The sequence below is a fragment of the Streptomyces sp. B1I3 genome, assembly GCF_030816615.1.
Lineage (GTDB): Bacteria > Actinomycetota > Actinomycetes > Streptomycetales > Streptomycetaceae > Streptomyces.
In genome coordinates this window covers 2,665,950-2,683,962 of the sequence record NZ_JAUSYD010000001.1, presented here as the reverse complement: position 1 = coordinate 2,683,962, position 18,013 = coordinate 2,665,950, and the positions used below count along the sequence as shown (strand labels likewise).

Below are 18,013 nucleotides of genomic sequence, written 5' to 3'. Positions count from 1 at the left end.
CCAGCCCCATCGACGTATCTGTCGTCGGGGCCCAGGCCACCCGGCCGCGCACCCCCGTAAGAGTTAGGAGGATAACCACGCCATAGCGGTTCCGGCCAAGTCGTCACGCGGGGCGGGGCGGACGGCCGCGGCGCTCAGGCGTCCCGCTTCTTCAGGACGAGATACCCGCCGACCAGTGCCGCCACCACCCACAGCGCCATGATGCCGAGCCCGGCCCACGGCCCGTACGGCGCCGGATCGCTGTTCATCGCGTCGGGCACCACCTGCATGATCTTGGACCCGGCCCGGTCGGGGAAGTAACGGGCCACGTTCTTGGCGCCCGGCACCGCCGAGAGGATCTGCGAGACGAGGAAGAAGAAGGGCATCAGGATGCCGAGCGACAGCATGGAGCTGCGCAGCATCGTGGCCACGCCCATGGAGAAGACCGCGATCAGCCCCATGTAGACGCCACCGCCGAAGACGGCGCGCAGCACGTTGTCCGCGCCGATGTCCGTGCGGTGGTCGCCCAGCAGGGCCTGGCTGAGGAAGAAGGTCACGAAACTGGTGGCGAGGCCCACCAGCAGGGCCAGCACCCCGGCGACCGCGATCTTGCTGAAGAGGAACGAGCCGCGCTGGGGTACGGCCGCGAGGGAGGTGCGGATCATGCCGGAGCTGTACTCCGTACCTACCACCAGGACTCCGAAGACGACCATCGCCAGCTGCCCCAGGACCATGCCGGAGAAGCTCACGAACGTGGGGTCGAACGTGGCCTGTTCCGCCGTGGGCAGGTCGTCGAACTGGGCGTTCAGCAGCGCGCTGAGCGCCGCGCCCATCGCGACCGTGACGACGAAGGCGGAGATCAGGGTCCACGTGGTCGAGGAGACCGTACGGATCTTGGTCCACTCGGATGTCAATACCGCGGGCACCGATGCCATGACCCTCACGCCCCCTTCGTGCCGTCGCCGGGCGCCGCGCCGCCGGCCTGCCGGTCGAACCGGTCGTCCCAGTGGGGCCCCGCCTGCGGTGGTTCGGCCGCCTCGTGCTCGGAATGGGCGTGGTATTCCACCGAGCCCGCGGTCATCTGCATGAAAGCCTCCTCCAGCGACGCGCGCTGGGAGCTGAGCTCGTGCAGCACGATGCCTCGTCCCGCGGCGAGTTCACCGAGCCGTTCCGGTTCCGCGCCGTCGATCTCCAGCGCGCCGTCGTCGGCCTCGACCGCCACGACCCCCGCCTCGTGCAGCATGTCCCGCAGCTGCTCCCGCTGCGGGGAACGCATCCGCACGTAACTGCGGGAGTTCTCGTGGATGAAGTCGGCCATCGAGGTGTCGGCGAGCAGCCTTCCCTGGCCGATCACAATCAAGTGATCGGCCGTCAGCGCCATTTCGCTCATCAGATGTGAGGAAACGAAGATCGTGCGGCCTTCCGCGGCGAGCGCCTTCATCAGATTCCTGATCCAGTGAATTCCCTCGGGGTCCAGACCATTGACGGGTTCGTCGAACATCAGGATTTCCGGATCGCCGAGCAGCGCGGCGGCGATTCCCAGCCGCTGACCCATACCGAGCGAGAATCCCTTGGACTTCTTCTTCGCCACCGCACTCAGCCCGACCGTGTCGAGCACGTGGGCGACCCGGCCGGCGGGGATGCGGTTGCTTTGTGCGAGGCAGAGGAGGTTGTTGTACGCGCTCCGGCCGCCGTGCATGGACTTGGCATCCAGCAGGGCCCCGATGTGCTTGAGCGGCTCCTGCAGCTCGCGGTAGGGCTTGCCGTCGATGCGCACCGAGCCGCTGGTCGGGTTGTCGAGGTCGAGCATCATCCGCATGGTGGTCGACTTGCCCGCCCCGTTCGGACCGAGGAAACCCGTCACCATTCCCGGTCTGACGCGGCATGACAGGCCGTCGACGGCAACTTTGTCGCCGAAGCGTTTGGTGAGGCCGTCGAGCTCGATCATGCGCTCACGCTAGAACGCCCGCGCGCCCGGCGCCACCACACAGGCGGAACCGGGCGCGCAAGGGGTACAGCTGATGTAGGCGGGTGTCAGCGGGTCTGCTGGGCCGGGACCCCGCGGGAGGCGGGCTCGTCGTCCACCGGGGAGCCGGCGGCGGCCACCGCGGCACCGGTCAGCGTCGCCAGCATCTCGCGGACGTTGGTCAGCTGGGCGTTGATCGAGTCGCGGCGGTTGGTGAGCGCAGCCAGCTCGCGCTCCGACTCGCTGCGGATCCGGTCGGCCTTGGCGTTCGCGTCGGCCACGATGTCCTCGGACTGGCGCTGCGCGGTCTCCACCGTCTGGCGGGCCCGGCGCTCGGCGTCCGTGCGGAGCTTCTCGGCCTCCAGGCGGAGCTGCTCGGCGCGGTGCTCGATCTCGGCGAGACGCTTCTCGGCCTTCGCCTGGCGGGACGCGAGGTCGCGCTCCGACTGATCGCGGCGCTTGGCGAGGTTCGTCTCGAAGTCCGCGGCGGCCTGGGCGGCCTTGGCGCGGGTCTCCTCGAAGAGGGCATCCGCCTCCTCGCGCTTCTGCTGGGCGTCCTTCTGGGCGTCGGTGCGAAGCGTGCCCGCTTCGCCCTTGGCCTTCTCGACGATGCGTACGCCCTCGTCCTCGGCCTTGGCCTTGCGCTCCGCGGCGAACGACTCGGCGTCGTTGCGCACCTGCTGGGCGGCCGACTCGGCCAGCTCGCGGTGCTGCTCGGCGGCGCGGCGGGCCTCCTCACGCAGGTCCTTCGCCTCCTCCTCGGCCAGGCGGAGGATCTTCTCCACGCGGGCGCCGAGCCCGGCGTAGGACGGCTCGGCCTCGTTGACCTGGGCCTGCGCGTTCTGCGTCTCGAGGTGGAGCTCCTCGATTCGCTTCTCCAGAGAGGTGATGCGGGCGAGTGCACTGTCACGGTCGGCGACGAGTTTGGTAATGCGGTCGTCCACCTGACCGCGGTCGTATCCACGTCGCACGAGCTCGAAGCCGAAGGGGGAAGAAGGGTCGCTCATGGGGTTCCTGTCGAATGAGACCGGTGAGGTGTTGGAGGGAATCCTAGGGGCCTGGGCGGCGTGTCAACATGAAGATGCCGCTTTGCTATGGAGAATGACACCCCTTTTGAGTGGCTGACCCCCGGAGCGCTTGCCACCCGAAGGGTTGAATGTTCATGACGAAATAACCGGCGCGGACCGGCTGACGAGCGGATGAGCACTGCCTACCCATCCGACGCCTTGCCGCCCGCGCGGTTACCCGCGGCCGCGCCCGCCTTGACGGCCCCCGTACCGCCGTTCGCGGACTTGCCCGTACCGGCCGGAGCCTCGAAGGACTCCAGCGCCTCCAGTACGTCCTGGACCCGGGAGATCTCCGTGTTGATGTCCTCGCGCCTTCGGACCAGGAGGTCCAGCTCGCGACGGCCCTCGTCGACGATCTTCTCGGCCTCCGCCTGGGCGTCGGCGCGCAGCTTCTCGGCCACGCGGGTCAGTTCGGCCTTCTTGGTCTCGGCCTCCTTGAGCAGCGATTCGGCGCGCTTCACCGCCGCGATCCGGACCTTGCTCGCCTCCGAGTTCGCGTCGGCCAGCAGCTCCTTGGCCTTCGCCTCGGCCTCCGCCCGCTGCTCCGTCGCCGCCTTCATCAGCTTGTCGACGCGCTCGCCCGCCGTCTTCATCTGCTCCGAGGTCTCGCGGCGCGCCCGCTCGTGCAGCTCCTCGATCTCGCTCTCCATGCGGGCCCTGAGCTCCTCCGCCCGCTCCCGGGTGGCGGTGGCGTCCCTGCGGGCGCCGACGAGCAGCTCGTCCGCGTCCGCACGGGCCCGCTCCACCAGGGAGTTGCCCTCGACGGTGGCCTCCGAGGTGATCCGTACGGCCTCGTTGCGTGCGGCGCCGACCATCCGGTCGGCCTGTTCCTCGGCTTCCGTGGCGGCGCGCAACGCCTCCTCCTGGGCCTTGGCGACGAGTTGGTCGGCCTGCTCGGCGGCGTCGGCACGGCGCTTCGCCGCGGCCTCGCGCGCCTCGTCCAGCATCCGGTCCGCCTCCTGGCGTGCCTCCGCGCGCAGTTGCTCCGCCGCGGACTCCGTGTCGGCGCGCAGCCGCTCGGACTCCTCGCGGGTGCGGGCCGCGTGCTCCTGCGCCGATCCGACGGTCTGCGCCGCCTCCGCGCGCAGCCGCTCCGCCTCGTCGGTCGCCTCGCCGACGAACCGCTCCGCCTGTTCGGCGGCCTCGGCGCGGATCCGCTCGCTCTCGCTCGTCGCCTCGCCGATGAGCCGGTCGGCCTGCGCCGCCGCCTCGGAACGGATCCGGTTGGCGTCCTGCCGGGCCTCGGCCCGCGCGCGTGAGGCGTCGTGCTCGGCGGAGGCCAGGGCGTCGGACGCCTCCGTCCGCATCCGCTGGCTGTACTCCGAAGTGTCCGAGCGCAGCTTCTCCGACTCGGCGATCGCCTCGGAGACGGTCCGCTCGGCCAGTGCCTTCGCGGCCTCCGACTCCTCGTGCGCGACCCGGAGGATCCGGTTGGCGTCCTCGGTGGCCCGCTCGCGCTCGGCGTGGGCGTCGGCCCGTACCCGGTCCGACTCCTCCTGCGCCTCGGTCCTCGTCCGCTCCGCCGAGTGCTCCGCGGCGGACCGCAGCCCGGCGATCTCCTCCTCGGCCTGCTCCTGCAGCCCGGCGACGGAGTCCCGCACCTGCTGGGCGGTCTGCTCGGCGGCGGAGACCATCTCGCTCGCCCGGCTCTCCGCCTCCTCGACCAGCCGCTGCGCCTCGGCCTGCGCCTCCTCGACCCGCTTGCGGGCGGAGACGAGCAGCTCCTCGCTCTGCTCGCGGGCGCGCTCGCGCTCCTGCTCCGCCTCGGCGCGTGCGCTGCCGAGCGTCTCCTCGGCCTCGCGGCGGCGCCGGTTGGCCTCCTCCTGCGCGGCGGCGAGGGCCTCGGCGGCCTCCGTCGCGACCCGCTCGGCCGCGGCCGCGGCCTCGGAACGCACCCGGTCGGCGCTCTCCTGCGCCTCCGTCTTGAGCCGCTCGGCCTCGGTGGCGGCCTCGGTACGCAGCCGTACGGCGACGGCCTCGCCCTCGGCGCGGGACGCCGCGGCGTCGGCGGCGGCCTCGGTACGCAGCCGCTCGGACTCCGTCGTGGCCTGCTCCTGGAGCGTGCGCAGCCGCTCGGCGGCCTCAGCGCGCAGCCGCTCGGACTCCTCGCTCGTCTCACGGCGGATCCGCTCCGCCTCCGTGCGGGCCTCGCCGAGCGCCTCCTCCGCCGTGGTGAGGCGGGACTCGGCCTCCGTGCGCAGCCGGGCCAGCTCGTCGGCCGCCTCGGCCTTGCGGGCCTCGATCGCGCGCTCGGTCTCCTCGCGCAGTTCCTCGGCGGCCTTCTCCGCCGCCGACGTGAGGGCGGCGGCCTGCTCCTCGGCCTCGGTACGGAACTTCTCCGCCTCGGCACGGCCGGCTTCCAGCGCCTCCTCGGCCTGCTTGCGCAGCGTGGCGGCGCGCTCGGCGGCCTCGGCGCGCACGCGCTCGCCCTCCGCGCTCGCCGAGGTCCGCAGTTCCTCGGCGTCGGCCTTCGCCTTGGTCAGCAGCTCCTCGGCGGTGCGGGCACCCTCCTCCAGCTGCTGGACCGCCTCCCGGCGGGCCTCGCCGCGGATGCGCTCGCCCTCGGCCACGGCCTCGGAGCGCAGCTGCTCGGCCTCGCCGCGGAGGCGGCGCGCCTCCTCCTGCAGCTCGACGGTCTTGGCCCGGTACTCCTTGGTGTCGTCCTTGGCCGCGCCCTTGAGCTGGTCGGCCTGCTCGGCGGCCTCGCCGCGCAGCCTGTCCGCCTCGGCCTCGGCCTCGCGGCGGATCCGCTCGGCTTCCTCGGCCGCCGCCTTCGTCGTGGACCTGGCGTCCTCGGAGGCCTTGGTCAGGACCTCCTCGGCGCTGCGGGCGGCCTTGGCGAGCTGGGCCGCCGCGTCCTCGGCGGCGACCGTACGGGCGTTCTCCGCGGCTTCGGTGACCAGCCGCTCGGCCTTCGTCCGGGCGTCGGCGAGTGCCTGCTCGGCCTCTTCCTTGAGGGCCTCGGCCTGTTTCGTGGCCTCACCGACGAGCCGGGCGATCTCCGACTTGGCCGTACGGGTGCGCTGCTCGTTCTGCGACTCGGCGCCGGCCAGCCGCTTGGCCGCGGCCTCCTTCGCCTCCGCGACGACCTTCTCGGCCTCCAGACGGGCCTCGCGCAGCCGGGTCTCGGCCTCCTGCATGCGCTGCTCGGCGGTGCGGTTGAGCTCCGCGGTCTGCTGCCGGGTCTGATCGGTCTCGGCGGTGGCCGTCGAGCGCAGCTGTTCGGCGTGGGCGGCGGCCTCCTGCGCCTGCGTGGAGGCGGTGGCCACCAGCCGCTCGGCTTCCCGGCGGGCCCGCAGCAGTGTGGCCTCGGCCTCGGAACGGGCCGCTTCCGCCTCGGCGTTGAGGCGCCGCCTGGTCTCGTCGGCGAGCCGGGCGGACTCGGCGCGGGCGGCGGCCAGCGACTGCTCGGCCTCGGTGCGCGACTCGTCCAGGAGCCGGCGGGCCTGGGACTCCGTCCGGGCCCGCAACTGCTCGGCCCAGGCGACGTTCTCGTTGACGTGGGACTCGACGGTCTGCCGGCGCTCCGCCAGCTCCTGGTCGAGCCGCTGACGCCGCTGAACCGCCTCGGTGTGCAACTCCGCCTGCAGACGCGCCTGGTGCTCCGCGTGCTCCTGCAGGATGCGCTGCGTCTGCGCCCGGGCCTCGCGCAGTTCGCGCTCGGCGTCGCTGCGCAGCTGGTCGGCCTGGATCTGGGCGTTGCGCAGCAGCTGCTCGGCCTGGTAGCCGATGTCCGCGCTGTCGTACGCGGGGCGGGTCGCGAGGTTGCGCCGGGCCTCGTGCAGCTTGGCACGCAAGACCTCGACCTGATAGCCGAGGTCCTCGGCGTGCTGGACGGCCTTCTCCCGGTCGGTCTTCAGCCGGTCCATCTCGGCTTCGAACCGCGAGAGATGGTCGTCGTCAGCTCGGTGGCTCTGCTGGCTCTCGTAGCCCCGCACTGCGCGGTCCCATCCGTCCCGTGGTCGCAATTCTCCGAACGAGTACCGCTCGCCGGGCGAACGGTCCCCCGGGGAATGGTGACAGATCAACGGCGGAGACGCGGCGCGGCCCCGACCCGGCCCCGGCCCGGAACCGCCCACTCTACCGGGCCGGGTACGGGTCGGTCAGTGCTCGTCCACGGCCGTGACCAGTTCCGTGAGGACGCCGTGGCAGTCCTTGGGGTGCAGGAAGGTGATCCGGGAGCCCATCGACCCGGTCCTGGGCTCGTCGTACAGCACCCGGACGCCCTTGCCGCGGATGTCCGAGGCGTCCTGGTCGACGTCCGCGGTACCGAAGGCGATGTGGTGGACGCCCTCGCCGTTCTTCGCCAGCCACTTGCCCACGGCCGAGTCCTCACGGGTCGGCTCCAGGAGCTGGAGGTACGAGGCCCCGCCGTCCGAGGTGTCGTTGATCTTGAGCATGGCCTCCCGGACACCCTGCTCCTCGTTGACCTCGGAGTGGTGCACCTCGAACCCGTAGGTCGCGCGGTAGAACTCCACCGTCCTGTCGAGGTCGAAACAGGCGATTCCGATGTGGTCGATTCGCGTCAGCATGGAACCAGTGCATCGCTACGGCGATGGTTACGCAACGTGCGCGCGATCACACCTACAGCCGGATGACGGGCGCCGTACCGCTCAGTACATTCAAGTAAACCCTCGTTCACAACCGATCCCAAGGGGCTGCGCCTCATGTCAGGAACGACCGGTACCACCTCAGTGATCGTCGCGGGCGCGCGTACGCCCATGGGCCGGCTCCTCGGCTCCCTGAAGAGCTTCTCCGGAGCCGACCTCGGCGGCTTCGCCATCAAGGCCGCCCTGGACCGCGCGGGCATCGGCGGCGACCAGGTCGAATACGTGATCATGGGCCAGGTGCTCCAGGCCGGGGCGGGGCAGATCCCGGCACGCCAGGCGGCGGTCAAGGCCGGAATCCCGATGAACGTCCCGGCGCTCACCGTCAACAAGGTCTGCCTGTCGGGTCTCGACGCCATCGCGCTCGCCGACCAGCTGATCCGCGCCGGGGAGTTCGACGTGGTGGTGGCCGGCGGCCAGGAGTCGATGACCAACGCCCCGCACCTGCTGCCGAAGTCCCGTGAGGGCCACAAGTACGGCGCGATCGAGATGCTCGACTCCATGGCGTACGACGGTCTGACCGACGCCTACGAGAACATCCCGATGGGTGAGTCCACGGAAAGGCACAACACCCGTCTGGGCCTGGCCCGTGCCGCCCAGGACGAGATCGGGGCCCTGTCCCACCAGCGTGCCGCGGCCGCCCAGAAGAACGGCATCTTCGAGGCCGAGATCACCCCGGTCGAGATCCCGCAGCGCAAGGGGGACCCGATCCTCTTCTCCAAGGACGAGGGCATCCGCCCGGAGACGACCGCGGAGTCGCTCGGCAAGCTGCGTCCGGCCTTCTCCAAGGACGGCACGATCACCGCCGGCACCTCCTCCCAGATCTCGGACGGTGCCGCCGCGGTCGTCGTCATGAGCAAGGCCAAGGCCGAGGAGCTGGGCCTGGAGTGGATCGCCGAGATCGGCGCCCACGGCAACGTGGCCGGCCCGGACAACTCGCTGCAGTCGCAGCCGTCGGGAGCCATCCGGCACGCCCTCAAGAAGGAGGGCATCGGCGTCGAGGACCTCGACCTCATCGAGATCAACGAGGCCTTCGCGGCCGTCGCGGTCCAGTCGATGAAGGACCTCGGCGTCACCTCGGACAAGGTCAACGTCAACGGCGGCGCGATCGCCCTCGGCCACCCGATCGGCATGTCGGGCGCCCGCGTGGTCCTGCACCTGGCGCTGGAGCTCAAGCGGCGCGGCGGTGGCACCGGGGCGGCGGCTCTGTGCGGCGGCGGCGGTCAGGGCGACGCCCTGATCATCCGGGTCCCCGGCAAGTAGTCACACCGTACGAGCGAGCGAGGAGACCGAGCGTGAAGGTGGACGTCCCCACCCTGGTGGAACAGGCACGCCAGGGCAGGCCACGTGCGGTGGCCCGGCTCATCTCCCTGGTGGAGGGGGCGTCGCCCCAGCTGCGCGAGGTGATGGCGGCGCTCGCGCCGCTGGCCGGCCACGCGTACGTCGTCGGTCTGACCGGTTCCCCCGGTGTCGGCAAGTCCACCTCCACCTCGGCCCTGGTCTCCGCCTACCGCAAGGCCGGCAAGCGGGTCGGGGTGCTGGCGGTCGATCCGTCGTCGCCGTTCTCCGGGGGCGCGCTCCTCGGTGACCGGGTCCGGATGTCGGAGCACGCCTCCGACCCGGGCGTCTACATCCGCTCGATGGCGACCCGCGGTCATCTGGGCGGCCTCGCCTGGTCGGCGCCGCAGGCGATCAGGGTGCTGGACGCGGCGGGCTGCGACGTGATCCTCGTGGAGACGGTGGGGGTGGGCCAGTCGGAGGTGGAGATCGCCTCCCAGGCCGACACCTCCGTCGTGCTGCTCGCCCCGGGCATGGGTGACGGCATCCAGGCGGCGAAGGCCGGAATCCTGGAGATCGGCGACGTGTACGTCGTGAACAAGGCCGACCGGGACGGCGCGGACGCCACCGCCCGCGAGCTCAACCACATGCTCGGCCTGGGGGAGTCCCGCGGGCCGGGCGACTGGCGGCCGCCGATCGTCAAGACGGTCGCCGCCCGGGGCGAGGGCGTCGACGAGGTCGTCGAGGCGCTCGAGAAGCACCGGGCCTGGATGGAGGAGCACGGCGTCCTGGCCGAGCGGCGCACCGCGCGTGCGGCCCGTGAGGTCGAGACGATCGCCGTCACGGCGCTGCGCGAGAAGATCGCCGACCTGCACGGCGACCGCCGGCTGGACGCACTCGCGGAACGGATCACGGCCGGAGACCTCGACCCGTACGCGGCGGCGGACGAACTGGTGGCGGGGCTCACCGGGCACCCGGCGCGGGACTGACGGCCACCGGGCGGCGTGCGGGCCGCCCGGGAACCGCCTCACCGGCGGCCGTTACACGAGGACTCGCCGCGACGGATCGGGCCGTACGCCGTGCTGGCCAGGCTCGGCGCGGGAGGCATGGGGGAGGTCTTCCTCGGGCTCCGGGACGACGCCGCCAGGGTCCTGTCCGGGTTCGCTCCCTGAGGCGCGGTGACCGCCGGTGGCCAGGCATGGGCCGTCACCGCGGGGCGGGGACGGCCTTCACCCTGGGGCTGCCCGGCCGCCGGGCCCGGGCTGCGGGGCGCCCGGGGCGCGTGGTGTCAGGGTTTACCGCGACGGCCGCGCAGATGGTCCGCGATCGGGGTCAGGGCCGCGTGCAGTTCGGCGAGCGCCTCGGGCGACAGCAGGTCCATGAAGTGCCTGCGCACCGACTCGACATGGTGCGGCGCGACCTTGCGCATCGTCTCGGCGCCGAGGTCGGTGAGGACCGCGAACAGGCCGCGCCGGTCCGACTCGCAGTGCTCGCGCCGCACCAGACCCGCGGTCTCCATGCGGGTGATCTGGTGCGAGAGCCTGCTCTTGGACTGCAGGGTGGCGGCGGCGAGATCGCTCATCCGCATGCGCTGGTCGTCCGACTCGGAGAGGTTGACCAGGATCTCGTAGTCGTTCATGGTCAGCCCGAACGGCTGGAGGTCTTTCTCCAACTGGTGCGTCAGCAGCCTGCTGACGTCCAGGTGGGTGCGCCAGGCGCACTGCTCCGCATCGGTCAGCCAGCGGGTGGCCGTCTCGGTTTCCATGTATGAATTCTACCTAAGAAGTTGAAAGCCGGACGAAGTTGAGGGGTGTGATGCCGGGCACGCGCGGCCCGGCGTCACACTCCGCAGAGTACCGTTCACAGTCCGAAGCGACGCTGGAGGTCCCCCAGCTGACCGGGCATGCGCGGGGTGGACCCGTGTTGACCCGCCCCTGGAGAGTGCTGCCCGCCGCCCGGGACCCCCGGCTCGTGCGGGGTCAGCCCCGTCGCCTGCTCGGCCATGAGCATCTCCGTCGACTGGAGCAGCACCGTACCCGCGCCGACGAACTCGAACTGGTGCTCCTCGCCCGACGTACCGCCGATTCCGGTCAGGGAACGCAGTCCCCCCATGACACCCGTCATGTACCCGTGGTCGTAGTGGTGGCACGGCGAGGGGCAGTCCGCCCAGCCCACCAGGGCCTGCGGGTCGACCCGGATCGGCGGCTCCATGAAGACCACCGGGCCGTTGGACGCGGCCACGAACTTCCCCGTACCGATCAGGGTCAGGAAGCCCGGCACGATCGACTGCTTGAGCGCCAGTGAGGGCTGGTACGCCAGCAGATTGCCGGACCGGATCGTCAGATTCCCGTCCTCCAGGTCGAACGAGTTGACGTCGAAGGCCCGGTCCGCGAGCAGCATCCTGCCGCTGCCCTCGGCCACCACCCAGTCGCTCGCGTGGAGGGGGGAGTGGAAGCTCGTGCGGATCAGCCGCTCGAAACGGCCGTGCCCGATGCCGTTGAAGTCGATCCGCCCGTAGTAGGCGATCATCTTGCCCTTCTGCAGGAACCACTGGCTCCCCTTGAGCTCCACGCAGAAGGTGTACGCGTTGACGTTGTCGTCCGACGGCAGTGTCGTCGGGTCGAAGACCACAGGGGCGCTCACAGCTTCTCCTCCGACGCCTGGACGTACACCGCACCACTGCCGCTGAGTTCCAGCTGGAACGCCTCGCCGGAGCCGCGCCCCACCATGTCGCGCCAGCCGAGGGCCGTGGACAGCTTGTTGGTCACCTCGCCGTGATGGGCGACGTACGCCTGCGGGTCCACGTGCACCGGGCGGCCCGGGACGATGGGCAGTTCGATCACCCCGCCGTGCGCCATCACCGCGACGGCCCCGTGGCCCTTGAGCGTGGTCGTGAACAGGCCCTGACCGGTCACCTGGCCACGCACCATGCCCATCACGCCGCCCTGCGAGCCCATGAACATCGTGCCCTGCTGGAGCGTCCCGTCGAAGGCGAGCAGCCGGTCGGCCTCCACGTAGAGGGTGTCACCGGTCAGTCCGATCACCTGGATGTGATGACCGCCGTGGCCGAACATCACCGTGCCGTCGCCCTCCACCGTCATCAGCGGGGTCGCCTCGTTCGCCACCCGCCGGCCGATCATGGAAGCCAGGCCGCCCTGTCCGCCCTGGATGTTCGGGGTGAACGACACGTCTCCCCGGTAGGCGAGCATCGCCCCGCGCTGGCTGTACATCTTCTGGCCGGGCATGACCCTCGCCTCGACCATCTTCGCGTTGATCTCTCGGAACGGCATCAGACATCGCCCCCGACGGTGTTCCGCTCGCTCGGCTGCACGTAGACGAGGCCGTCGCCCTCGAAGCGGATCTGGAACGACTCGCCGGAACCCTCACCCATGAACGTGCGGAAACTCACGCCCGACTGGAAGTGCTGCTGCAGGTTGCCCTGGTGCGCGATGTAGGCGCCCGGGTCGACGCTGAGCGGGTACTGGGGCGTGACCCGCAGCACCACGGCCGAACCGTCCGACATGATCGCCGCCTGGCCACTGCCCTCGACGGTCGTGGTGAACAGGCCGTTGCCGCTCGCCCCGCCCCTCAGTCCCGTGAACGTGGTGCCGGTGCGCAGTCCGGCGTCGGTCGCCAGGAGGTTGCTCGCCTCGACGTACAACTTGTCGCCGTGCAGCGAGACCAGGTTGATCTCGCTCGCACGGTCGGCGAAGTAGCAGGTGCCCTGCCCCTTCACCTCCATCATCGTCATCTGCTCGCCGGTCAGCCGTCGGGTCACCATGCCTCGGATCCCCTCACCGCCGCCGGACATCTTCTTGAACGCCATCTGGCCGTCGTACGCGACCATCGAGCCGTTCTTCGCCTTGACGGCGTCGCCTGTCAGGTCGACGGCGAGCGTCTTGCTGCCTTGGAGCCGGAACATTGCCACGCTGCGACGGTAGTCGCACGGACGCCCCGCGGACAGGCCCCCAGGGACGATCCGGCCCCCGACATCACCCTGATATGCGCCGGTACGTGCACGCGGGGACCGCCCGGGGCGCTACCGGCCCCCGCCACCGGGGTGGGCCGGGGGCGATGCCACAATGAATGTGCTTGTGCCCGCGTTCACAAGCCTGTGCCCGCGTTCACCGGCCGACACGCCCCCTCCCACCGAAGGTGCCCTCGTGGACATCAAGACCGCTTCCGCCCTGCACCGGCTGCGCCTCATCTCGCTTCCCGAGGCGCTGTCCTTCCCGGCGCTGATCCTGTTCGGCTCGGTGCTCAGCCGGGTCTCGGACATCGACTTCCTGATGATGCCGCTCGGCATGCTGCACGGCATCCTCTTCACGATCTACCTGGTGTTCCTGCTGGACGTGTGGGTCAAGGCCAAGTGGCCGTTCAAGCGTGTCGCCCTGTTCTTCCTCCTCGCCGTGCTGCCCTTCGGCGGCCTCTACGGCGAGAAGCTGCTCAAGAAGTACGAGGCCGACGGCGTCATCGCCGCCCGCGCCCGCCGTGAAGGCGTGGTCAGCGCATGATCGTCGCCTTCTCCGTCAGCCCGCTGGGCGTCGGCGAGGACGTCGGTGAGTACGTCGCCGACGCCGTACGGGTCGTCCGCGCGTCCGGGCTGCCCAATCGCACGGACGCCATGTTCACCTCGATCGAGGGCGAGTGGGACGAGGTCATGGACGTCGTCAAGCGGGCCGTCGCCGCCGTCGAGGCCCGCGCCGGCCGCGTGTCCCTGGTCCTGAAGGCCGACATCAGGCCGGGCGTCACCGACGGCCTGACGTCCAAGGTCGAAACGGTCGAACGCCACCTGGCGGACTGACGCCCCGCCCCACCCACCGGCGCCCGGCGGCGCGGGAGGGGTGGCAATGCGGGGAGCCCGGCGGGGGTGGGGTAAACCGAACCCCCGGTCTCCGTGCGGGCACGATCGATCGGACGCGGCGCGGCCGGGAGTCTTGCCTCATGGACACCACCACGCAGCAGTTCTCCGGCCCCCTGAGCCGCCCCCACGGCCGCACCCGGACGGCCGGCCCGGCCGACCGCGTCCGCACGATCCTGCGCGAGCCGTTCCGCGCCGAGACCTGGCGGCGCACGGCGTACATCCTGCTCGCCCTCCCCGTCGCCCTCGTCTGCGTCCCGGTCGCACTCCTGGGCGGTCCGGCCGGCCGGATCCAGCGGGGTCTCGCCCGCCGGCTGCTGCGCATCGATGTCGACGAGGTGCCCCGCACCGGGCCCCTGGCCCTCGTGCACGCGGTGGTGACCATTCCGCTCGACCTGGCCGCCGCCGCCTTCACGGCCTACTTCTGGTTCGTCGCGGCGATCAACTGGGGCTTCCCCCTGCGGCCCGGCATCGACCCCTCCTCGTCCTGGGGCGGACCCACCATGGCAGGCGCCTGGGCGGTGCACGCCGCCGGCGGCGGAGTGGTGTTCCTCCTCCTCACCCCGTGGGTCGTCAAGGGGTTCACGGCGCTCCAGGCCCGGCTGGTCGCCGGCTTCCTGGGGGCGGACCGCTCGGGGCTCCCGCGCACGATCGCGCTCGCCCTGGGGGTCGCCGTACTGTGCTCGCTGGTCTCGATCCCCCTCATCCACCAGCTCTAGGCGGATCCCATGGAAGTGCGGCCGCTCGCGCGCACCCTGCTCCACGCCCTCATAGCGCTGCCCCTCGCCCTGCTGGGGTGGGCGGCGGTGGTGTGCGGCCTCGTGGCCGGCGGCGCACTGTCGGTCACCCCGGCCGGACCCTGGATCATCGCGCTGACGGCCCGCGGGGCGCTCGCCCTAGGCGGTCTGCAACGGTTCCTGAGTTCGACGCTGCTGGACACCCGTATCGATCCACCACCGCGCAGGGCGGAGCCCGGGGCGTTCGGCTGGCGGCGGGCGGTGCTCGGGGACCGGGCCGCCTGGCGGGCCGTGGGCTGCGCACTGGCCGCGCCACTGACGGCCGTACTGCCCTCGGCCGTCGCGGCGGCCGGCTGTGCGTACGGGGCGCTGCTCACCCTGCACCCGCTGCTGCGAAGGTGGAACTACCGGACGGTCCGGGAAGCCGGCGGTTCGACGCGAAGGGTGTCGCTGGAGATCGGCGGCGTCCAGTTCGACTCCTGGCCCATGTGGCTGGTCGTCGTGCCGGCCGGGATCACGCTGCTCGCGGTGACGCCCTGGCTGGTGCGCCGGGCCCTCGTCCCGCACCGGTGGCTGCTGCGGAGCCTGCTCGGTCCGGACGCGGCGGGGCAGCGGATCCGCACCCTGGAGGAGACCCGTGCCCAGGCCGTCGACGACGCCGCCGCCACACTGCGCCGGATCGAACGCGATCTGCACGACGGCACCCAGGCGCGGCTGGTGGGCCTCGGCATGCACCTGACGCTGATCGCCGAACTGGTCGCGGCCGACGCCGACCGCGACCGGGTCCTCGCAGTCGTCGAGACCGCACGGTCCAACGCCAAACAGGCGGTGGCCGACCTGCGCGTCCTGGTCAAGGGCATCCACCCGCCCGTACTGGACCAGGGCCTGGACACCGCGCTGGCCACGCTCGCCGCGGACAGCGTCCTGCCGGTGACCGTCACCACGGACATCGCCGAACGCCCCGCCCCGGCGCTGGAGTCGATCGCCTACTTCTGCGCCGCCGAACTGCTCACCAACGCCGTCAAGCACAGTGCCGCGTCCGAGGTCCGGGTGGCGGTGCGTGCGGCGGACGGGGTGCTGCGCCTGTCCGTACGGGACGACGGGCAGGGCGGGGCGACGGTCGGGGCGGGCAGCGGCCTGACCGGTCTGAGGGGCCGGGCCCGGACCGTCGACGGCACATTGACCTGCGAAAGTCCGGCCGGGGGTCCTACGGTGGTGACCGTCGTACTGCCCTACCGCCGAGCGCCGCAGCGTTGAACGAGAGACAAGGACCTTGCATGCGCGTCGTCATCGCCGAGGACTCCGCGATCCTGCGCGACGGCCTGGTGCAACTGCTCACCCTGCGCGGGGTGGAGGTGGTGGCCGCGGTCGAGGACGCGGAGGCGCTTCTGGCCGCCGTCGACGAACACCGCCCGGACGCCGCCGTGATCGACATCCGGCTGCCGCCCGGCCACACGGACGAGGGACTGCGCGCAGCGGTCACCATCCGGGGCGGGTGGCCCTCGGTGGGCGTGCTGATCTTCTCCCAGTACGTGGAGACGAGGTACGCGGCCCAGCTGCTCGGCGGCGGTGGCGGTCCGGGCGCGGGAGGTGTGGGCTACCTCCTCAAGGAACGCGTCGTGGACATCGGCGAGTTCGTGGACGCCCTGCACCGGGTCGCCGAGGGCGGCACCGCGCTGGATCCGGAGGTCGTCGCCCAGCTCTTCGGTGCCGCTCGCCGCGCTTCGGCGCTCGACGCGCTGACCCCCCGCGAGCGGGAGGTGCTGGGGCTGATGGCCCAGGGACGCGCCAACCGTTCGATCGCCGAGTCCTTCGTCGTGTCGGAGAGGGCCGTGGAGAAGCACGTGTCGAACATCTTTGCCAAGCTCGGCCTTCCGCCGTCGGAGGCCGGGCACCGGCGGGTGCTCGCGGTGCTGCGCTATCTGGAGGCGCCGACGGGGTGAGCGCCCCCTTTTTAGGGGCGGGCGGCCCCCGGCGGGCCGTCCGCGCCCACCAGTGCCATCCCGAGCGGCGTGCGTTCGTACAGCACCTGGTGACCGTACCGCCGCGAGGTGAGCAGCCCCGCGGCGCGCAGCACCGGCAGGTGCGCCGAGACCGAGGAGGCGGCGAGCGAGAGCCGGTGGGCCAGCGCGCTCGCTCCGGCCGGTTGGTCCAGGGCGCACAGCACATCGGCGCGGGCCCGGCCGAGCAACCGGGCGAGCGGGCCGGGGGTCCGGTCGGCGGCCTCCGTCCACAGACCGCCGATTCCGCGCTCGACCAGCACCTGCCAGGCCTGTCCGAGCAGGTCCGCCAACTGCCGGACCGACCGGGCCGGGTCGGCCGGCATCCGCTGCCCGGCCGCGGAGTGCAGGGCGCCCGGCTTGTCGGCGAGCGCTGTGTTGCCGCGACCCGTGCACCAGGTGATCGCGGCCTCGGGCGCCATCGGGACGGTGTGCACGCTGGTGCTGGTGCTGGTGCTGGAGGTCCGTAGAACAGGCGTCCGGTACCGAAGTGCGAGACGGAGCTGACCGCCATGTGACCAGTGGGTAAGGTCGTGCCGTGCCGAAGCCGCTCAGCCTGCCCTTCGATCCCATCGCCCGCGCCGAGGACCTCTGGCAGCGGCGCTGGGGACCGGTGCCCTCCATGGGCGCGATCACCTCGATCATGCGTGCGCAGCAGATCCTGCTGGCCGAGGTGGACGCGGTGGTCAAACCGTACGGGCTGACCTTCGCCCGGTACGAGGCGCTGGTCCTGCTCACCTTCTCCCAGGCGGGTGAGCTGCCGATGTCCAAGATCGGCGAGCGCCTCATGGTCCACCCGACGTCCGTGACCAACACCGTCGACCGGCTGGTGCGCTCCGGTCTGGTGGCCAAGCGGCCCAACCCCAACGACGGGCGCGGCACCCTCGCCTCCATCACCGACAAGGGCCGTGAGGTCGTCGAGGCGGCGACCGAGGACCTGATGGCGATGGACTTCGGGCTCGGAGTGTACGACGCCGAGGAGTGCGCCGAGATCTTCGCGATGCTGCGCCCGCTGCGGGTGGCGGCCCGGGACTTCGAGGACAAGTAGCCGAAGGGGCAGGGCGCCGCAAGATCGCCCGGGCTGTCCGGTTACGCTCGATGCCATGAAACGCAGTGTGCTCACCCGCTACCGGGTGATGGCCTATGTCACCGCCGTCATGTTGCTGGTGCTGTGCACCTGCATGGTCTTCAAGTACGGCTTCGACACCGGTGAGGGGCTGACGCTCGTCGTCTCCCAGATCCACGGTGTCCTCTACATCATCTACCTGGTCTTCGCCTTCGACCTCGGTTCCAAGGCGAAGTGGCCGGTCGGCAAGCTGTTGTGGGTGCTGATCTCCGGCACGATCCCGACGGCCGCGTTCTTCGTCGAGCGCAAGGTCGTCCGCGAGGTCGAGCCGCTCGTCACGGACGGCTCGGCGCGGCCCGTACAGGTCTGACGGCCGTCACCCCGAACCGCCCCGCGCGAAGCGCCGGGCGGTTTGCCATCGACATTTACTAGGACGTCCTAGTAAATTTGTA

The 18,013-nt window shown here is 71.4% G+C and carries 18 protein-coding genes and 1 pseudogene; 9 read left to right on the top strand and 10 right to left on the bottom strand.

Annotated features, from left to right (window positions below; all coding sequences use genetic code 11):
- Positions 1-134 precede the first annotated feature (134 nt).
- The 5 genes from QFZ58_RS12075 to mce form a co-directional block, all read right to left on the bottom strand.
- Entirely contained in the window at positions 135-914 is a 780-nt protein-coding gene (locus tag QFZ58_RS12075; protein ID WP_307124925.1) for an ABC transporter permease subunit, read from the bottom strand.
- A 5-nt stretch (positions 915-919) separates the two neighbouring features.
- A complete protein-coding gene (locus tag QFZ58_RS12070) occupies positions 920-1,927 on the bottom strand; it encodes an ABC transporter ATP-binding protein (protein WP_307124924.1) in 1,008 nt (335 codons plus the stop codon).
- An 86-nt stretch (positions 1,928-2,013) separates the two neighbouring features.
- Positions 2,014-2,952 (bottom strand): cellulose-binding protein, encoded by a 939-nt coding sequence (locus QFZ58_RS12065; RefSeq protein ID WP_307124923.1) that lies wholly within the window; start codon positions 2,950-2,952, stop codon positions 2,014-2,016.
- Between the two features lie 203 nt (positions 2,953-3,155).
- Entirely contained in the window at positions 3,156-6,950 is a 3,795-nt protein-coding gene (gene scy, locus QFZ58_RS12060) for a polarized growth protein Scy (RefSeq protein ID WP_307124922.1), read from the bottom strand.
- A gap of 165 nt (positions 6,951-7,115) precedes the next feature.
- The gene (gene mce, locus QFZ58_RS12055) at positions 7,116-7,544 is read right to left on the bottom strand and encodes a methylmalonyl-CoA epimerase (protein WP_307124921.1); all 429 of its coding nucleotides are present in this window, start codon (positions 7,542-7,544) and stop codon (positions 7,116-7,118) included.
- Between the two features lie 135 nt (positions 7,545-7,679).
- Between mce and QFZ58_RS12050 the strand changes: the two genes are divergently transcribed.
- Positions 7,680-8,882, top strand: a complete 1,203-nt coding sequence (locus QFZ58_RS12050; protein WP_307124920.1) for an acetyl-CoA C-acetyltransferase — start codon at positions 7,680-7,682, stop codon at positions 8,880-8,882.
- Positions 8,883-8,914: 32 nt separating this feature from the next.
- The gene (gene meaB, locus QFZ58_RS12045) at positions 8,915-9,886 is read left to right on the top strand and encodes a methylmalonyl Co-A mutase-associated GTPase MeaB (RefSeq protein WP_307124919.1); all 972 of its coding nucleotides are present in this window, start codon (positions 8,915-8,917) and stop codon (positions 9,884-9,886) included.
- A 299-nt stretch (positions 9,887-10,185) separates the two neighbouring features.
- Here meaB and QFZ58_RS12040 read toward each other — a convergent pair whose 3' ends face one another.
- The 4 genes from QFZ58_RS12040 to QFZ58_RS12025 form a co-directional block, all read right to left on the bottom strand.
- The gene (locus QFZ58_RS12040; RefSeq protein ID WP_307124918.1) at positions 10,186-10,662 is read right to left on the bottom strand and encodes a MarR family winged helix-turn-helix transcriptional regulator; all 477 of its coding nucleotides are present in this window, start codon (positions 10,660-10,662) and stop codon (positions 10,186-10,188) included.
- Between the two features lie 95 nt (positions 10,663-10,757).
- A complete protein-coding gene (locus QFZ58_RS12035; protein ID WP_307124917.1) occupies positions 10,758-11,540 on the bottom strand; it encodes an AIM24 family protein in 783 nt (260 codons plus the stop codon).
- Entirely contained in the window at positions 11,537-12,187 is a 651-nt protein-coding gene (locus tag QFZ58_RS12030; RefSeq protein ID WP_307124916.1) for an AIM24 family protein, read from the bottom strand. The genes QFZ58_RS12035 and QFZ58_RS12030 overlap by 4 nt, the downstream gene beginning before the upstream one ends.
- Positions 12,187-12,819 carry an AIM24 family protein gene (locus tag QFZ58_RS12025; RefSeq protein ID WP_307128835.1) on the bottom strand — a complete coding sequence of 211 codons (633 nt, stop codon included), beginning with the start codon at positions 12,817-12,819 and terminating at the stop codon, positions 12,187-12,189. Before QFZ58_RS12025 ends, QFZ58_RS12030 begins: the two co-directional genes overlap by 1 nt.
- Before the next feature lie 241 nt (positions 12,820-13,060).
- Here QFZ58_RS12025 and QFZ58_RS12020 point away from each other — a divergent pair, with 241 nt between their 5' ends.
- From QFZ58_RS12020 to QFZ58_RS12000, 5 genes are all read left to right on the top strand, one after another.
- Positions 13,061-13,411 (top strand): DUF3817 domain-containing protein, encoded by a 351-nt coding sequence (locus tag QFZ58_RS12020; RefSeq protein WP_307124915.1) that lies wholly within the window; start codon positions 13,061-13,063, stop codon positions 13,409-13,411.
- Positions 13,408-13,701 carry an MTH1187 family thiamine-binding protein gene (locus QFZ58_RS12015; RefSeq protein WP_307124914.1) on the top strand — a complete coding sequence of 98 codons (294 nt, stop codon included), beginning with the start codon at positions 13,408-13,410 and terminating at the stop codon, positions 13,699-13,701. The genes QFZ58_RS12020 and QFZ58_RS12015 overlap by 4 nt, the downstream gene beginning before the upstream one ends.
- A gap of 140 nt (positions 13,702-13,841) precedes the next feature.
- The gene (locus tag QFZ58_RS12010; RefSeq protein ID WP_307124913.1) at positions 13,842-14,477 is read left to right on the top strand and encodes a hypothetical protein; all 636 of its coding nucleotides are present in this window, start codon (positions 13,842-13,844) and stop codon (positions 14,475-14,477) included.
- A gap of 9 nt (positions 14,478-14,486) precedes the next feature.
- Complete coding sequence (locus QFZ58_RS12005; protein ID WP_307124912.1) at positions 14,487-15,752, top strand: sensor histidine kinase; 1,266 nt, start codon at positions 14,487-14,489, stop codon at positions 15,750-15,752.
- Positions 15,753-15,772: 20 nt separating this feature from the next.
- On the top strand, positions 15,773-16,438 hold the full coding sequence (locus QFZ58_RS12000) for a response regulator transcription factor (protein ID WP_307124911.1): 666 nt from the start codon (positions 15,773-15,775) through the stop codon (positions 16,436-16,438).
- 11 nt (positions 16,439-16,449) lie between these two features.
- Here the strand turns inward: QFZ58_RS12000 and QFZ58_RS11995 are convergent.
- Positions 16,450-16,869: pseudogene (locus QFZ58_RS11995) on the bottom strand (ArsR/SmtB family transcription factor); the annotation flags it as partial.
- A 164-nt stretch (positions 16,870-17,033) separates the two neighbouring features.
- Here QFZ58_RS11995 and QFZ58_RS11990 point away from each other — a divergent pair.
- Together QFZ58_RS11990 and QFZ58_RS11985 are read left to right on the top strand one after the other, a co-directional pair.
- Positions 17,034-17,543, top strand: coding sequence for a MarR family winged helix-turn-helix transcriptional regulator (locus QFZ58_RS11990; protein ID WP_307124910.1), 510 nt, complete (start codon positions 17,034-17,036; stop codon positions 17,541-17,543).
- Between the two features lie 55 nt (positions 17,544-17,598).
- Positions 17,599-17,931, top strand: a complete 333-nt coding sequence (locus tag QFZ58_RS11985; RefSeq protein ID WP_307124909.1) for a DUF3817 domain-containing protein — start codon at positions 17,599-17,601, stop codon at positions 17,929-17,931.
- The last annotated feature ends 82 nt before the right edge of the window (positions 17,932-18,013 follow it).

Coding starts and splice junctions, on each gene's coding strand:
- QFZ58_RS12075 (WP_307124925.1), bottom strand. CDS start 914: ATGGCATCGGTGCCCGCGGTATTGACATCCGAGTGGACCAAGATCCGT.
- QFZ58_RS12070 (WP_307124924.1), bottom strand. CDS start 1,927: ATGATCGAGCTCGACGGCCTCACCAAACGCTTCGGCGACAAAGTTGCC.
- QFZ58_RS12065 (WP_307124923.1), bottom strand. CDS start 2,952: ATGAGCGACCCTTCTTCCCCCTTCGGCTTCGAGCTCGTGCGACGTGGA.
- mce (WP_307124921.1), bottom strand. CDS start 7,544: ATGCTGACGCGAATCGACCACATCGGAATCGCCTGTTTCGACCTCGAC.
- QFZ58_RS12050 (WP_307124920.1), top strand. CDS start 7,680: ATGTCAGGAACGACCGGTACCACCTCAGTGATCGTCGCGGGCGCGCGT.
- QFZ58_RS12040 (WP_307124918.1), bottom strand. CDS start 10,662: ATGGAAACCGAGACGGCCACCCGCTGGCTGACCGATGCGGAGCAGTGC.
- QFZ58_RS12030 (WP_307124916.1), bottom strand. CDS start 12,187: ATGCCGTTCCGAGAGATCAACGCGAAGATGGTCGAGGCGAGGGTCATG.
- QFZ58_RS12025 (WP_307128835.1), bottom strand. CDS start 12,819: ATGTTCCGGCTCCAAGGCAGCAAGACGCTCGCCGTCGACCTGACAGGC.
- QFZ58_RS12015 (WP_307124914.1), top strand. CDS start 13,408: ATGATCGTCGCCTTCTCCGTCAGCCCGCTGGGCGTCGGCGAGGACGTC.
- QFZ58_RS12010 (WP_307124913.1), top strand. CDS start 13,842: ATGGACACCACCACGCAGCAGTTCTCCGGCCCCCTGAGCCGCCCCCAC.
- QFZ58_RS12005 (WP_307124912.1), top strand. CDS start 14,487: ATGGAAGTGCGGCCGCTCGCGCGCACCCTGCTCCACGCCCTCATAGCG.
- QFZ58_RS12000 (WP_307124911.1), top strand. CDS start 15,773: ATGCGCGTCGTCATCGCCGAGGACTCCGCGATCCTGCGCGACGGCCTG.
- QFZ58_RS11985 (WP_307124909.1), top strand. CDS start 17,599: ATGAAACGCAGTGTGCTCACCCGCTACCGGGTGATGGCCTATGTCACC.